This is a genomic window from Bacillus sp. AFS018417, from assembly GCF_002560985.1.
In the GTDB taxonomy this organism is placed as follows: Bacteria; Bacillota; Bacilli; order Bacillales; family Bacillaceae_G; genus Bacillus_A; species Bacillus_A rhizoplanae.
Map to the genome: position 1 here is coordinate 17,787 of NZ_NTTM01000001.1, position 15,312 is coordinate 33,098.

15 protein-coding genes and 2 tRNA genes are annotated in these 15,312 nt (G+C 36.3%); all 17 read right to left on the reverse strand.

Annotation, left to right across the window (positions count from 1 at the left end; all coding sequences use genetic code 11):
- Positions 1-218: 218 nt before the first annotated feature.
- Positions 219-290: transfer RNA gene (locus tag CN326_RS00085), tRNA-Glu, on the reverse strand.
- Between the two features lie 11 nt (positions 291-301).
- A tRNA-Met gene (locus CN326_RS00090) sits at positions 302-375 on the reverse strand.
- A 166-nt stretch (positions 376-541) separates the two neighbouring features.
- Entirely contained in the window at positions 542-1,024 is a 483-nt protein-coding gene (locus tag CN326_RS00095; RefSeq protein ID WP_098304964.1) for a S1 domain-containing RNA-binding protein, read from the reverse strand.
- An 87-nt stretch (positions 1,025-1,111) separates the two neighbouring features.
- Positions 1,112-1,471, reverse strand: coding sequence for a cell division protein DivIC (gene divIC / locus CN326_RS00100; protein WP_098304966.1), 360 nt, complete (start codon positions 1,469-1,471; stop codon positions 1,112-1,114).
- On the reverse strand, positions 1,468-2,121 hold the full coding sequence (yabQ, locus tag CN326_RS00105) for a spore cortex biosynthesis protein YabQ (RefSeq protein ID WP_098304968.1): 654 nt from the start codon (positions 2,119-2,121) through the stop codon (positions 1,468-1,470). The genes divIC and yabQ overlap by 4 nt, the downstream gene beginning before the upstream one ends.
- Complete coding sequence (gene yabP, locus CN326_RS00110; RefSeq protein ID WP_098304970.1) at positions 2,118-2,426, reverse strand: sporulation protein YabP; 309 nt, start codon at positions 2,424-2,426, stop codon at positions 2,118-2,120. The genes yabQ and yabP overlap by 4 nt, the downstream gene beginning before the upstream one ends.
- 54 nt (positions 2,427-2,480) lie before the next feature.
- Positions 2,481-2,762, reverse strand: a complete 282-nt coding sequence (locus tag CN326_RS00115; RefSeq protein ID WP_098304972.1) for an RNA-binding S4 domain-containing protein — start codon at positions 2,760-2,762, stop codon at positions 2,481-2,483.
- 12 nt (positions 2,763-2,774) lie between these two features.
- Positions 2,775-4,238 (reverse strand): bifunctional methyltransferase/pyrophosphohydrolase YabN, encoded by a 1,464-nt coding sequence (yabN, locus tag CN326_RS00120; protein WP_098304974.1) that lies wholly within the window; start codon positions 4,236-4,238, stop codon positions 2,775-2,777.
- An 11-nt stretch (positions 4,239-4,249) separates the two neighbouring features.
- Positions 4,250-5,851 (reverse strand): putative polysaccharide biosynthesis protein, encoded by a 1,602-nt coding sequence (locus CN326_RS00125; protein ID WP_098304976.1) that lies wholly within the window; start codon positions 5,849-5,851, stop codon positions 4,250-4,252.
- Positions 5,852-6,228: 377 nt separating this feature from the next.
- Entirely contained in the window at positions 6,229-6,765 is a 537-nt protein-coding gene (gene spoVT, locus CN326_RS00130) for a stage V sporulation protein T (RefSeq protein ID WP_098304978.1), read from the reverse strand.
- A 135-nt stretch (positions 6,766-6,900) separates the two neighbouring features.
- On the reverse strand, positions 6,901-10,431 hold the full coding sequence (gene mfd, locus CN326_RS00135; protein WP_098304980.1) for a transcription-repair coupling factor: 3,531 nt from the start codon (positions 10,429-10,431) through the stop codon (positions 6,901-6,903).
- Between the two features lie 233 nt (positions 10,432-10,664).
- Positions 10,665-10,889 carry an anti-sigma-F factor Fin family protein gene (locus CN326_RS00140; protein ID WP_098304982.1) on the reverse strand — a complete coding sequence of 75 codons (225 nt, stop codon included), beginning with the start codon at positions 10,887-10,889 and terminating at the stop codon, positions 10,665-10,667.
- A gap of 71 nt (positions 10,890-10,960) precedes the next feature.
- Positions 10,961-11,521 (reverse strand): aminoacyl-tRNA hydrolase, encoded by a 561-nt coding sequence (pth, locus tag CN326_RS00145; RefSeq protein ID WP_098304984.1) that lies wholly within the window; start codon positions 11,519-11,521, stop codon positions 10,961-10,963.
- 69 nt (positions 11,522-11,590) lie between these two features.
- Positions 11,591-12,544, reverse strand: a complete 954-nt coding sequence (locus tag CN326_RS00150; protein ID WP_098304986.1) for a ribose-phosphate diphosphokinase — start codon at positions 12,542-12,544, stop codon at positions 11,591-11,593.
- Positions 12,545-12,562: 18 nt separating this feature from the next.
- Entirely contained in the window at positions 12,563-13,942 is a 1,380-nt protein-coding gene (gene glmU, locus CN326_RS00155; RefSeq protein ID WP_098304988.1) for a bifunctional UDP-N-acetylglucosamine diphosphorylase/glucosamine-1-phosphate N-acetyltransferase GlmU, read from the reverse strand.
- 323 nt (positions 13,943-14,265) lie between these two features.
- Positions 14,266-14,559, reverse strand: coding sequence for a septation regulator SpoVG (gene spoVG, locus CN326_RS00160; protein WP_000454042.1), 294 nt, complete (start codon positions 14,557-14,559; stop codon positions 14,266-14,268).
- A gap of 153 nt (positions 14,560-14,712) precedes the next feature.
- Positions 14,713-15,087: a RidA family protein gene (locus tag CN326_RS00165; protein ID WP_098304990.1), complete on the reverse strand. Its 375-nt coding sequence runs from the start codon at positions 15,085-15,087 to the stop codon at positions 14,713-14,715.
- Positions 15,088-15,312 lie beyond the last annotated feature (225 nt).

Genomic DNA, 15,312 nt, shown 5'->3' on the forward strand with positions numbered 1-15,312 from the left:
TTTACGGAATTTTTGTCAAAATAACAGTTTGTAGTCCAATAATTGTTCGACTTTTTATACAAAATAGCACCATATATATACAGGCTTACACTTAAAGACCTTATTCGGTGATTGAATTTTCAGAAAATAATAGTTGTTTTTGTAGAAGAAACGCATAACATTCACAATTTCTCAACACAAAAAAAGATCATGCATATTTGCATGATCTTTTTCATTTATGACCCGTACGGGATTCGAACCCGTGTTACCGCCGTGAAAGGGCGGTGTCTTAACCACTTGACCAACGGGCCGTTAAAAAATATAGCGGCGGAGGGGATCGAACCCCCGACCTCACGGGTATGAACCGTACGCTCTAGCCAGCTGAGCTACACCGCCATGTCGTATTTAACGGACAATTAGTATGATATCTTAAATAGCATTTAAAGTCAACGTATTTTAAATATTTTTTTATTCTTTTTTCTACACACTGTTTTCACCATAAAAAAGCACCCTGAGTGAACACTAAGGGTGCTTCTCTTTATTTTAAAATAAACAGCAAGTTTTATCCGCGACGAGCGCCACGGCCGCCACGTTTTGACTCCGTATTACGCTTTAAAGAAGTTAAACGGTCTTCACTGTCTTTTAAAAAGCGAGCCATCTTTTGCTCAAATGTTTCTTTTTGGTTTCGGTTATCACTGCCACCACGATTATCTCTGTTAAAAGAGCGATTGCGTTGAGGACGTCCAGCGCGTTGATTATCACGTTGATTATCGCGTTGATTATCGCGTTGTTCACCTTCTGCTCTTTCACGTTCTTTCGCTTTTTTAATAGATAAACCAATTTTACCGTCTTTCTCAACGTTAATAACTTTTACTTCTACTTGATCACCTACTTTTAAGTGATCATTAATATCTTTTACATAATTATCAGCAACTTCACTAATATGAACAAGACCTGTTAAGCCTTCTGGCAGCTCTACAAAAGCCCCAAAATTCGTAATACCTGTTACTTTACCCTGTAACTTGCTGCCTACCTCGATTGACATAAAAAAAACGCTCCTCCTTAGTGGTTAAAAAGTCAAATTTTATTTCATTATATATAATCTTAAAATATAGTGTCAATACGACACCCACTACTTAGAAATAGGAAAAATTATCTCTTCAGGCTTTGAGAAGTAATAATCTCTTCTAGCAATCTCTAAAACATAGTCCTCGTCATGTAACTTTTGGACTTCATCTTTCAGCTTTTTCTCTTTCGTCGTTAACGTATCCATTTCTTTTTTTAACTCTTTTACTTTTGCTTCTTTAGCATTAATCGCACTATTTTGTTTATAAAACGTCACACTGACACTTACAATAATTACAAAAGCAAACACAAAAAATAAAGCTAATCGACGATACAAGCGCTTCTTACTGTCGTTCGATTGTATTATATGTTCTTTGGCAGAAATTGGATTCTGTTCTGATACATATCTTTGCCTTAGTTCCCTCATTTCCGAGGTCCCCCTAACTTCTTTTTTATACGTTCCCAAATTAGGAATATATGCTTCTTCATTTTCTTGACATATTTTAAAAGTCCTGCTTGTCTCTTTATAAAAATTTTAACACGGTTAGGGAGAAGTTTCCATATAACAAAAAAAACAAATCGAACAGGAATAAGAATACTTTTCCATATTAAACGTAATATTGCTATAATAAATCGCCACAATCCCATTCCAAATCCAACCAAAAGACGAAATAAAAATAAAGCAAGCGCTATAATTAAATGAATCAAAACTGTAATTGGCTTAACAATAAATAATTGGAAAACACGAACACAAAAATAAAATGTTTGAACAAAAATGTGAATCAGAAAATTTAACACTTTCATGTACAATGACTTTAACAAACTTTGATATGCAGCAAACCCACAAAGCAATGCTAGAAATACGTACATACGTAACTCTGCTTCATTTACAAGCAATAGCACATAGAATACAAAAAGAGCTTGGACAATCCAAAATAAAATATCATAAATAAATACAAGCCAACGCTTTCGCTCTCCGCGTTTCAAAAAACGATGATACGTATCTAAAGCTGCTCCAAGCGAAGCGCCCATTCCAATCATCGAAAGCATTGTATATAGTTGAATAGTTAGGCTCATTTAAACAACTTGCTAAAGAACCCTTTAGCTTTCTCCCCTTGATGCTCATCAATGTAAGCCATCTCATATATTTTTCCTTTAATGGATACAAGTCCTTTTTCAACATCAAGGTTTTTCATTTGCAGATTTTGACCACGTATTGTTAAAAATCCCATAACTGTTTCTAATAAAAATTCTTCGCTATCAAAACTTTCTACTTGCTTGACTCCTGTAATATCGAGAATGCGTCTTCCTCTCATTACGACATCATGTTCTACAGTAACATTTTGTTGATTAGAAGACGACATTGAATAGCCTTTGTTCACGTCCATCCCCCCATAACTTTATACTAGTACCAATGTATGAGGAGACAAAATTATTTAGAACAAGCTATCCTCTGCTTTTACTTCGACTTTCTCTTCACGAACAACAGTGTATAAATTTGCAGCATCTTCTTTTTTGGTTGTTTCTTTTAGTTCATTAATTTTCACAGTAACAATTTTTTGGCCAAAACGAATTGTTAATTCGTCTTCTACCTTTACAGTTGAACTAGCTTTTGCAGCTTGGCCGTTAATCATAATGCGGCCTTGATCCGCAACTTCTTTTGCTAACGTTCTTCTTTTGATAAGACGAGATACTTTTAGAAATTTATCTAAACGCATGACGACTCCCCCTTATTCGTTCTCTATTCGTTTTGCCTCTTCCCATAGTGCATCGAGCTCTTTTAAAGAAAGATCTTTCATTTCTTTCTCCATACTAGCAACCTTTGCTTCCATGTATAAAAAACGACTCATAAATTTTTCATTTGTTTTATGAAGCGCTTCTTCTGGATTGATTTTATAGTAGCGGGCAATATTTACAAATGCAAATACTAAGTCACCAAATTCCGCTAACATCTTCTCTTCTTCCATAGCTGTCACTTCACGTTGAAATTCTTCCCATTCTTCTCCTACTTTTTCCATCATTGGCTCGACATCATCCCAATCAAAACCAACCTTTGCTGCTTCTTTTTGAATTTCATAAGCGCGCATTAGCTGAGGTAAACTTTTAGGAATGCCTGATAAAATAGACTCTTTTATATTTCCTTTTTCCTGTTTTTTAATTTCTTCCCAATTCACAACAACATCAGCAGCAGTCTCTACACTAACATCTCCGAACACATGAGGATGACGACGTACCATTTTTTCAGACAACGTACGAATTACATCATCAATTGAGAACCAACCTTCATCTTCGCCAATTTGTGCATGAAGCATAACTTGTAAGAGAACATCACCAAGCTCTTCAACAAGATGATCATCATCTTCCTCATCAATAGCCTCTAACACTTCATATGCTTCTTCAATTAAATATTTCTTTAACGATTGATGCGTTTGTTTTTTATCCCACGGACATCCATTTGGTCCACGCAACTCTGCAATAATATTTCGCAATACATCAAATTGTTGGTATAACGATTGGCGATTTAACACAGGCGGCACGTACACACTCGTTAAATTGTTAAGTTCTGCCTCATGATCTAATAAATAAAGCGGTACTTTTTTCACTTGTTCAAATGACGTTCCAGCTGCGGTTACAATATATACTTCATAATCATCTGGAAGCATTTCCATTAACGTTAGTTTGACTTCAGATGCTATAAACGCATCGTACACTTGGCAGAAAATCAAGTGCTGACGAAGTTCTAATTGTCCTCGCTCGAACGACGTTGCATCAATCAACTGAAACCCTTCAATCGGGTCGATTTTCAAACTTGCAAACATTGGATCTAAAAAGCTTTGTCCACCTTCGATACGCACATCAATATTCTCTTTTTCTCCTTTTTGCAGCAAAAGTTGTACAGTACGCTCTGCCACAAGCGGATGCCCTGGAACTGCATATAAAATATCAGTATCCTTAGCTTTTTCAATCAATGTGTTAGAGATTGTTTCATACACTTCATCAAATGTATCATACGCTTCGTATACGGCATCAAAAGATGTATATAATACACCTTCTTTCTCGAGTTCCATTATAACTGGATGCTCTTTTGTTCGAACGTACATATGTGCCGCTTCTTTTACTTTGCGATATACGCCCATTGTAAGCTGATCTAATTCACCAGCCCCTAATCCTAAAATCGTAATTGTTCGTTTCATAAAATCCACCTCTATCCACTCTTCTTCAACGAAGTTTGTACTTTTTCATGTTTCATAACTGATCCAAGTTCCTGCGCTGTAAATACACGGAACTTTAAAATAAGAAATACATATAGTAGGCCACCGACACCGATACCGAGCAGCGCTTGAATCATTGCGATACCTCTATGTTCATCGGTAGCTTGTAACCCCAGCCAATCAAACATATACATAAATCCAGCGAGCACTAACACCATACTTAAAGCTCCAATTGTCATACCTACAATGGACTTTCTCTGCATAAGCGACTCATTAACAACTCGAATCAGCAACATGCTATTCAGTAATGCAATGCACATCAATGCAGCCACAGTTGCAATCGCTGCACCGATTGCACCAAAATGCGGCATGAGTATACAATTGAGTAATAATTTCACACATGCACCAATTACAACAAATAAAGCTGGCTTTACCGTTTGTCCCAATCCTTGCAAAATAGATGCCGTTGTAATTGCGAGCGAACTAAACAAGATAGAGATAGATAAAACCCCTAGCACATCGGAGCCGGCGCTATTCTCAAATAGCATAATATTTGCAGGCCGAATGATACTCGCGAGTCCTAATGATGCAGCAAGTCCAATCACAAATGTAATTTTCATTGCTAGCTGTACTTTTTCGCGAATAAATACATAATCTCCTCTCTCTTTTGCCGCTGTAATCATCGGAATTAAAGAAAGGGAAAACGATGTTGTCACGACTGTCCCGAGCTGCATAAGAGGAATGCCACGATCGTATATACCTTTTAGCATTTTTGCTATTTCTACCGACTCTCCGTTCTGAACAAGTAAACTATAAAATGAAACAGAATCCGCCATTTGCATAAAAATTAAAACTAAATTACTAATACAAATAGCAATTCCTTGCCAAAACAATGTACGAATAATGACCTTTTTATTACGAATCGCTTTAAAACTTTGCAAAAAAATAGCACGAAAATCTTTTCGCAAATAAAAAAACAATACAATTACACCGATCAAGCCACCTGCTATAGAACCAAACATAGCGCCTGCTCCCACCGTATATAAATCAAATCCTTTTGTTATAAGGAATAATGATAGAAATACAATAATGGATACACGAATCGTTTGTTCTATTACTTGCGATACAGCTGTCGGCACCATATTTCCAAATCCTTGAAAATAACCACGTGCTACAGAAAGAAATGGCATTAATAAAAAAGAAAATGCAATTGTACGAATTAACTTGTCCAAATGAGCATCTCCCATTAAAGATGCAATTGTATGTGCCCCAAAAAACAATACAATAAACCCAATGCTTCCGATAGCTAATAAAAACCAAAAAGAAATACATATAATGGACTCTGCTTCTTTTCGTTCTCCTCGTTCTAAACGCTCTGCAATCATTTTTGAAATTATGATTGGGAAACCATATGTCGCTAAAATTAAACAAAACCCGTAAAACGGGTAAATTTGCTGATAAATGTAAAAGCCAATGTCACCAGCTATATTTTGATATGGAATACGGTAAAAAGCGCTTAATACTTTTGTAACAAAGCTCGCAATTGTTAATATAATCGCTCCGCGCCAAAAAGCGTGGTACTTCTTCGTCTCCATGACCATACAATCTCCCTTTTTTCTATACTCATCCTACGTATTATATCACAAAGAAAAAAGCGGTCTTCGACTTTGAATACTATCACGTAAAAAAGGTAGCAAAATGCTACCTTTACACAAATATATAATTTCATTTCAACAGGCGGTATGTTAAGGTGTATCGCAAAGCACGACCGCCTGCACGAGCCCAATTTGCGGGCTAACCATGAGTAAGAAGAACGTCACTTTATCCCGCATTAACGGGCAGTAAGACCCCACCTCAAGATTCGGAGAAAAGCAAAGAAGATAGGTAGGGGATAACTGCCCGTAAAAGCCCGATTGGTTCAACTAACCATCAGTGGGGGATGAAGAAAATCCCCACTGATGGAAGTTTCACTTTATTGCTCCATCTGTTTTGCTAAGAAGCTTGCTGCTGTATCAACAGCTTTGTGTTCTACATCACTAATGATGGCTTCTTTTGAAAAAATGATAACAGCTCCAATCGGGTCACCATTTGCGATAATTGGACCAATTGTATAAGATTGTATCTTCTCCGTTACTCCATCGATAATGGAAATTTCGCTTTCATCTGTCATTACGACTGATTTGCGTTCTTCCATTGCTTTCTCAATTAGATCTCCAACACTTTTATTTAAGTATTCTTTTTTTGACACGCCAGCGACAGCAATAATTGAATCACGGTCGCAAACAAGCACGTTATGTCCTAAACTATCATATATAGCATCTGCATATTCTTTAGCAAAATCACTTAATTCGCTAATCGGAGAATATTTCTTTAAAATAACTTCTCCATCGCGATCAACAAAAATTTCTAACGGGTCGCCTTCCCGAATACGGAGAGTTCTGCGAATTTCTTTCGGGATAACAACCCTTCCTAAATCATCAATTCGACGTACAATTCCAGTTGCTTTCATTCTAATGCTGCCTCACTTTCTACTGATGATAAAAGTCGTGATTTTACCTGTTCATGTAAAAATCACCAACTATTAAGCATAGTATTTTACACATTAGTTCTTCTATACACGCCGAATTGTATTTTTTACCCTAATTTAGGCATTTATCTCTTCTTTTTTCACATCTTTTAAGCCTTTTAGTAAATTTTCGGCAATTGTGAGCCACTTCGATGTTTCTATTTCACGAACGTTCATCACAATTTTCAAACGAGAACCTTCCATACCAAGACCAATCATACGTCCAAAACTGCTGCCAAGCATAAATAATTTTCCGCCATCAATATTTTGACTAGCCTTTTCAGAAAATAACATCGTAACTTCTTGTTTCGTTTGTTTAATTAACTCAATTTTCTCTTGCATTGCTAACACTTTAATATTTGCAATTTGCAGTAAGTATCCGACTTCTTGCGGATAATCGCCGAAGCGATCAATCATCTCTTCTTGTAATTCCTCAATATCCTCAATAGTAGAAACGCCCCTAAATTGCTTATACATCATAATTTTTTGTTTACTATCGGAAATATACGCATCCGGTAAGTATGCATCTACTTCAAGGTCAATTTCAATATCAAGCGCTTGCTCTTCCATGTTCGTACCTCTACGCTGCTCGATTGCATCTTTTAACATTTGTGAATATAAATCAAAACCAACAGAATCAATAAAGCCATGCTGCTCTGCACCTAATAGATTACCAGCCCCGCGAATGGATAAATCGCGCATTGCAATTTTAAACCCAGACCCGAGCTCCGTAAATTCTTTAATGGCTTGCAAACGTTTTTCTGCAACCTCAGATAGCACTTTATCGCGTTTATAAGTGAAATATGCATAGGCAACGCGATTTGAGCGTCCTACTCGACCACGCAATTGATACAACTGCGATAAACCCATACGATCTGCATCAAATACGATTAATGTATTTACATTCGGAATATCAACACCTGTTTCAATAATCGTTGTACTTACAAGTACATCATGTTGCCCCTCTAAGAAGGAAAGCATAACAGATTCTAATTCACTTTCATTCATCTTTCCATGCGCAAAGGTTACCCGCGCATCAGGAACAAGCATTGAAATTTCATCTGCTTTTCGCTCAATATCTTCAACACGATTATATAAAAAGTATATTTGACCACCTCGTGCAAGCTCACGTTCAATTGCCTCGCGCATTAATGCCGGATTATATTCCACAACGTACGTCTGCACTGGGAAACGATTTTCTGGCGGTGTTTCAATAACAGATAAATCGCGAACACCTAACATAGACATATGAAGTGTACGTGGAATTGGCGTTGCTGTTAATGTTAGTACATCGATATTGGCTTTTAGTTGCTTAATTTTTTCTTTATGTGTCACACCAAACCGTTGTTCTTCATCAATAATAAGTAGTCCTAAGTCTTTATATATGACATCTTTCGATAAAAGGCGATGTGTGCCGATAACAATATCAACGGTACCGTCTTTTAATCCTTTAATCGTTTCATTTTGCTGTTTTCTCGTACGGAAGCGACTTAATAACCCAATATTAATTGGATAATCTTGAAAACGCTCTCGAATTGTTTCATAATGTTGCTGCGCTAAAATTGTCGTTGGTACTAAAATCGCAACTTGTTTTTCATCCATAATTGCTTTAAAGGCAGCACGAATTGCCACTTCTGTTTTTCCATATCCAACGTCACCGCAAAGTAGGCGATCCATCGGACGACCGCGCTCCATATCCTTTTTAATTTCTGTAATTGAGCGTAGCTGATCTTCTGTTTCTTGATAAGGGAAAGACAATTCAAATTCCTGTTGTTCAGAAGTATCCGGAGTAAAGGCGTATCCTTTTGAAGCCTCACGCTCTGCATACAATTTAATTAAATCATCTGCAATATCTTGGACAGATTTTTCTACCTTTGTCTTAACTTTCTTCCAATCATTTCCACCGAGTTTATAGATTTTCGGATCTTTCCCTTCAGATCCTACATACTTCTGCACTTGGTCAATTTGCTCAATTGGGACGTATAATTTATCGTTTCCTTGATATTTGATATGCAAATAATCTTTATGAACACCATTAATCTCTAGCGTTTCAATCCCTAAAAATTTACCAATACCATGGTTTACGTGAACAACATAATCACCAACTTTTAGTTCAGAGTAGCTTTTAATTCTCTCTGCATTCGAAAGTTTTTGCTTACGCTGTGATTTTTTTACCTTTTTATTAAATAATTCTTTTTCAGTAATAATCGCAAGCTTTTGCATCGGCATTTCAAAACCTGCATGTAGGTCACCCACAGCAATCTGAACACGCCCCGGAAGCAATACATCCGTTCCCTCAATAATATCTGCTTCAATATCATAATCATTTAAAATATGTTGCAATTTCTTCGTTCGCTCTTCATTTGCGCCTAGTACAACCGTTGTAAAATGACTTTTCGTCCATCTATCAATTTCTGTTTTTAATAAATTCATTTGACCATGAAAGTCTTGCATTGTTTTACATGTTAAATTCACAATATTTTGCGGATGTGTATGCGGAATATGGCGTAAAAATAAATTTAAGTATAAGAAACTTCGTTTTTTATGGTGCAAAAATTGTGCAAAATTATGAGAAAAAGATAAATCTTGAACAATTGCACCTTCCCCAAGAAGCGATATATACCATTCTGCTTCTTCTGTTTCTAAATGATCCGCTGTTTCTTGAATTCGAGAAACCTCATCTAGAATAACAACACCATTTTCCGGTAAATATTCTATTAGACTAGCAGGTTCATTATAAAATAAGGATAAATATTTAAACATCTGCTCGATGGTCTGTCCATTTTTCAATAATTCTAGCTCATATGTTACTGTTTCTAATATCGTCGTTTTTAATTTCTCATCGGATACTTTTTTTAATGTATTAGCTAAGCTTGATTCTAACTTCTGCACACCAAGTGCGAGTTCTTCTTTAGAAAATACAAATTCCGTGGCAGGGCCAAATGATACGCTTTCTATCTTCTCTTGCGAACGCTGCTCTTCTACAGTAAAGGAACGAATAGAATCTACTTCTGTATCAAAAAACTCAATACGAATTGGCAGTTCTTCCGTTAATGGATAGATATCTAATATCCCACCGCGAACACTAAATTCTCCAGGTGCCTCTACCATAGATTTACGTTCATATCCCATGGTCGTTAACACACGAAGCAATTCATCAAGATCAATTTCTTGCCCCATGTTTAATTCAATTTGCTGTTTCTTCCACATCTCTTTTGTTGGTAGAAAACGACGTAAACCTGCAACAGGAGCCACAATAATTCCCTTTTCCCCAGCTGCTAAGCGGTTCAATACTTCAATGCGCTGCGCCTTCAGTTCCGGACTTGCAACACCGATTTCTGATGCAATCGATTCATTGACAGGATATAACCAAACATTCTGCTCTCCAATTAATGAAACTAAATCTTCATATACTTTTTGCGCTTGATATAAATTATGTGTTATGACAAGCTGTGACTGCTGTGTTTTTTTATATAAACTAGCCATTAACAATGAACGAGAAGACGTTGCCATCCCCGAGATAAGCTGTTCTTTTAATCCTTCTTGTAACCCATCTATAATCGTTCCTATTTCTTTATTTTCGTAAAACTGCTCTAGTAAACCTATCATTTTTCAAGACTCCTCTCAACATAAAGAGCAAGCTATTATATTTTATGCAAATATTTTGGAAAAAGAAAACAGAAAAATGCTTTGGACAAGCCAAAGCGAAAACATTGCATCCCATCCTCTATAAGCAATAAGCCTTCCATCTCCATATTTAGAAAAAAGGAGGATAGAAGTTTACCTATAATCGTTCAACTAACTATCAGTGGGGAAAACATACTCTGATAGAAATTTCATTTTTATTGTAAGAACAGTTCATATTCATAGTACTCAGGATAGGATGCGAGCGTTTTTTGACACGATTCACAAATTGTTTTTATATATATATTTCCGTTTTCATCAAAATGAATCATTTCTAATCGCTCTTGCTCTGTTAGTTGACCCAATACAAAGCCATATACTTTTTCTGCTGCAATACTACCTATCTTACATCCACAATGTCTGCAGTGATAATGTCCGTCCATAAATTCCTCCTAGCCGTACAATTACTACTATTATGGATATAAGTACAAGAAAATATTCCATTTCCAAAACGTTAGTTATTAAAAGTATTCATAACTTGTAAAAATGGAGTTTTCAGCCATTCTTCACATGCACCTGCACTTTTTTCAATTGCTCGCTCTACCTCTGGCATCTCATCTACTGTAAAACGACCTAAAACATAATCGACTACCTTCATCCCATTTTTAGGACGATCGATCCCCATACGAATACGTTGAAATTCCTGTGTCCCTAAATGTGCAATTGTTGATTTTACACCATTATGACCACCAGCACTACCTTTCATACGAAGACGTAATTTCCCAACCGGAATATCTAAATCATCGTACATCACTACAAAATCTTCAATATCAATTTTATAGTAATCCATAAGTGGACGAATACTTTCTCCAGATAAATTCATATATGTAAGGGGCTTTAATAAAATAACTTTTTCTCCATTCACAAAACCCGCACCAAATAACCCTTTAAATTTCTGTTCATTTAACGGTATATTCCAACGTTTAGACAATTCATCGATAGCCATGAACCCAATGTTATGCCTTGTTAATTCATATTCTCTCCCTGGGTTACCAAGTCCTACTATTAATTTCATTGTAACACCACTTTCTTTTTTCGATACGAAAAGACGTAACCAAAATTGGTTACGTCTCATTCTATCCAATTAATTAAATAGTACACTTACAGATTCTTCTTCGTAAACACGAATAATTGCTTCTCCAATTAATGGAGCAACAGAAAGTTCTTGTACTTTATCAATTTTCTTCTCTTCTGGTAATACGATAGAGTTTGTTACAACTAACTCTTTAATGTTTGAATTTTGAATACGTTCAATTGCTGGACCAGATAAAACTGGATGTGTACAGCAAGCATATACTTCAGAAGCACCGTTCTCTACAAGAGCGTTTGCTGCTAATGTAATTGTACCAGCTGTATCAATGATGTCATCAATTAAAATTGCTGTTTTACCTTCGATATTACCTACGATATTCATTACTTCTGCTACGTTTGGACGCGGACGGCGTTTATCGATAATAGCGATTGGTGCTTTTAAACGATCTGCCATTTTTCTCGCGCGCGTTACACCACCGTGGTCAGGAGATACAATTACGATATCCTTAAGACCTTTCTTCTCAAAATAATCAGAAAGAATAGGTACACCCATTAAATGGTCGATTGGAATATCAAAGAATCCTTGAATTTGTGGAGCATGTAAATCTAGAGTAATTACACGAGTAGCACCCGCTGTTTCAAGTAAGTTTGCAACAAGCTTCGCTGTAATCGGCTCACGAGAACGCGCTTTACGATCTTGACGTGCATAGCCATAGTAAGGAATAACAATGTTAATTGTTTTCGCAGATGCACGTTTTAACGCATCAATCATAATAAGCAATTCCATAATATGCTCGTTTACTGGGAAACTTGTAGATTGGATGATAAATACATCGCAACCACGAATACTTTCTTCAATGTTAATTTGAATTTCTCCATCACTAAAACGTGCAACAGAACATTTTCCTAATTCTACTCCAATGTGCTTTGCAATTTGCTCAGCGAGCGCCTTGTTAGAGTTTAAAGAAAACACTTTCAAATTGGAATTTAGATATTGATTCGACATCTAGATTAACCCTCCACATTATGATTTTTTCTTGTTCAGCAATTGAGAAACATAGTCTTCTTTGTTAACTTGACGTGCACGTGCAATTGATAATGCTTTTGATGGAACATGCTCTGTAATTGTAGAGCCTGCCGCAACATAAGCACCATCTTCAACTGTTACAGGAGCAACAAGGTTTGAATTACAACCAATAAATACGCCATCTCCGATAACCGTTTTAAATTTATTCTTGCCATCGTAGTTCACCGTAATTGAACCGCACCCAAGATTCACGTCTTCTCCAACTTGTGCATCCCCGATATAACTTAAGTGTGAAGCTTTACTTCTATTACCAAAGACAGTCTTTTTAATTTCCACGAAGTTTCCAACACGTACTTCATTACCAATAACAGATTGCGGGCGGATATGAGCGAACGGCCCAATTGCAACATCAATACCAATCTTACTATCATGAACTGTAGATTGGCGAATTGTTGTATTATCTCCCACTTCACTATCACGGATTACTGTATGCGGTCCAACTTCACAATTTGACCCAATAACAGTATAACCTTCAATAATTGTCCCCGGATAAATAACCGTATCATTACCGATTTTTGCATCGACAGAAATATACGTGTTGTTCGGATCAATAATTGTAACACCATTCACCATGTGTTTACGGTTAATACGTTTTTTCATAATGTCTTCCGCTTGCGATAGAGCGACTCTGTCGTTAACTCCTAACGTTTCATCAAAATGCTCCGTTTGATAGGCAGATACAATATGACCTTCATTTTTCAAAATCTCAATTACATCTGGAAGGTAATATTCCCCTTGCACATTTTCATTAGAAACTTTAGAAAGAGAAGCAAATAGCGCTTTATTATCAAAACAATACGTACCTGTATTAATTTCTTTAATAGCTCGTTCTTCTTCGTTTGCATCTTTATGTTCGACAATTTTTTCAACGTGACCATTTTCATTACGAACAATTCGTCCATAACCAGCAGGTTCCTCAATGCAGGCTGTTAGTACCGTTGCCTTTGCACCTGCTTCTCCATGCTGTTTTAACAGAGCTTCCATTGTTTCCGCTGTAATAAGAGGCGTATCACCACAAATTACTAATGTTGTTCCTTCTTCATTATCCAGTGCATCAGCTGCTTGCATAACGGCATGTGCTGTTCCTAGCTGCTCTGTTTGTAATGCAAATTCACTTGCACTTCCTAATTGATCTTGTACCTTTTCAGCGCCGTGTCCAACAACCGTAACAAGCTTCTGTACTTCTAGCTGAGAGACTTGATCAACTACATGCTGTACCATCGGTTTCCCACATACAGGATGAAGCACTTTGTATAGACTTGACTTCATACGCGTACCTTTTCCTGCAGCAAGAATCACTGCAAATCTTTTTGACATATAGACCCTCCATCGCAACCTATTTATCCATTAAAGATATTATCTTAAATAATTATATATTTCAAGAAACACTGCATAACTATTAAATTTTACCATAACTTTTATGTAATGTTTTAGTATTTAGTATCTTTTTTTATGAAATAAGCTATACTATTTCTTTTTAAGGGGAGATTGAAGAAGAAAGTATATAAAGGGAAGCTTCCATCGTCGGGAGTCTTACTACCCGCGAATAGTGGGATAAACAAAAACAAACTCCCGTAAATACTTACAGGAGTTTGCCAAAATTATAGAGCCCTTATTATAGAGCTCTTCTTCTTCGAATTTTACGAAGCTCCAGCTTCTTCAAACTCAACTTCTTCTAACTCGCCTAAACGGTGATACTCAGTTAAAACCGCATCTTGAATTTTAGAACGAGTATTAGAATTAATTGGATGAGCAATATCACGGAACTCTCCATCTGGAGTACGTTTACTTGGCATTGCTACAAATAACCCATTATTGCCATCAATTACACGAATATCATGAACAACAAACTCATGGTCTAGTGTAATAGAAGCAATCGCTCTCATGCGGCCTTCTGTGTTTACGCGGCGTAATCTTACGTCAGTCACTTCCATCTTGTGTTCACCACCCTTTTTCTAAATAAGCGATATATTTCTATAAATTCCACAAATTTTCTATTTTTCCTTCAATTTTTTAAAAATTTTTAAGATAAAAATTTTTATTTTAATTGAATATAAAAATAAACGGACGTTGTCGCTTACAAATTCTTACTTCACAAGGGCAATGACTTCAATTTCAACCGATACATCTTTCGGTAATTTTGCTACCTGTACACAAGAACGTGCTGGTTTATGTACAGAAAAATATGTACTATATACTTCATTTACCGCATCAAAATCATTCATATCTTTTAAAAATACAGTTGTTTTTACAACTGTTTCAAACGATGCTCCAGCTTCTGTTAATACTGCCTGTAAATTTCGAAACACTTGCTCTGTTTGTTCCTTTACATCTCCAGTCAAAAGTTCACCAGCTACTGTTAAAGGAATTTGTCCAGAACTGTAAAACATATTATTTACAATCATACCTTGTGAATACGGGCCGATCGCCTGTGGTGCTTCATTTGTTTGAACTACTTTCATCGTTTTTCACCCTTTAATATTTTTTATCCCACTTTCGTAAACTACTCCCAATAGGGGAACTGCAGTTTTAGCAGGCGGTAAGCCCCCCAGAATTGGGAGCCTACCGTCTACTAAAACCCATCGATTACAATCGATCAAGAATCCCCAGAATAAAAAAATTAGGTGAGAGCTTATTATCAATAAGAATGAACTATCCTTATTGATAATAGTTTCACTTTACAAAAA

Excerpts from the sequence above, each read along its gene's own strand:
- mfd (WP_098304980.1), bottom strand. The coding sequence starts at position 10,431 with ATGATAGGTTTACTAGAGCAGTTTTACGAAAATAAAGAAATAGGAACG.
- CN326_RS00125 (WP_098304976.1), bottom strand. The coding sequence starts at position 5,851 with ATGGAGACGAAGAAGTACCACGCTTTTTGGCGCGGAGCGATTATATTA.
- divIC (WP_098304966.1), bottom strand. The coding sequence starts at position 1,471 with ATGAGGGAACTAAGGCAAAGATATGTATCAGAACAGAATCCAATTTCT.
- yabN (WP_098304974.1), bottom strand. The coding sequence starts at position 4,238 with ATGAAACGAACAATTACGATTTTAGGATTAGGGGCTGGTGAATTAGAT.
- glmU (WP_098304988.1), bottom strand. The coding sequence starts at position 13,942 with ATGTCAAAAAGATTTGCAGTGATTCTTGCTGCAGGAAAAGGTACGCGT.
- CN326_RS00115 (WP_098304972.1), bottom strand. The coding sequence starts at position 2,762 with ATGCGTTTAGATAAATTTCTAAAAGTATCTCGTCTTATCAAAAGAAGA.
- spoVT (WP_098304978.1), bottom strand. The coding sequence starts at position 6,765 with ATGAAAGCAACTGGAATTGTACGTCGAATTGATGATTTAGGAAGGGTT.
- CN326_RS00150 (WP_098304986.1), bottom strand. The coding sequence starts at position 12,544 with ATGTCGAATCAATATCTAAATTCCAATTTGAAAGTGTTTTCTTTAAAC.
- CN326_RS00165 (WP_098304990.1), bottom strand. The coding sequence starts at position 15,087 with ATGAAAGTAGTTCAAACAAATGAAGCACCACAGGCGATCGGCCCGTAT.
- pth (WP_098304984.1), bottom strand. The coding sequence starts at position 11,521 with ATGAAATTAATAGTAGGACTTGGTAACCCAGGGAGAGAATATGAATTA.
- CN326_RS00140 (WP_098304982.1), bottom strand. The coding sequence starts at position 10,889 with ATGGACGGACATTATCACTGCAGACATTGTGGATGTAAGATAGGTAGT.
- yabQ (WP_098304968.1), bottom strand. The coding sequence starts at position 2,121 with ATGAGCCTAACTATTCAACTATATACAATGCTTTCGATGATTGGAATG.
- CN326_RS00095 (WP_098304964.1), bottom strand. The coding sequence starts at position 1,024 with ATGTCAATCGAGGTAGGCAGCAAGTTACAGGGTAAAGTAACAGGTATT.
- spoVG (WP_000454042.1), bottom strand. The coding sequence starts at position 14,559 with ATGGAAGTGACTGACGTAAGATTACGCCGCGTAAACACAGAAGGCCGC.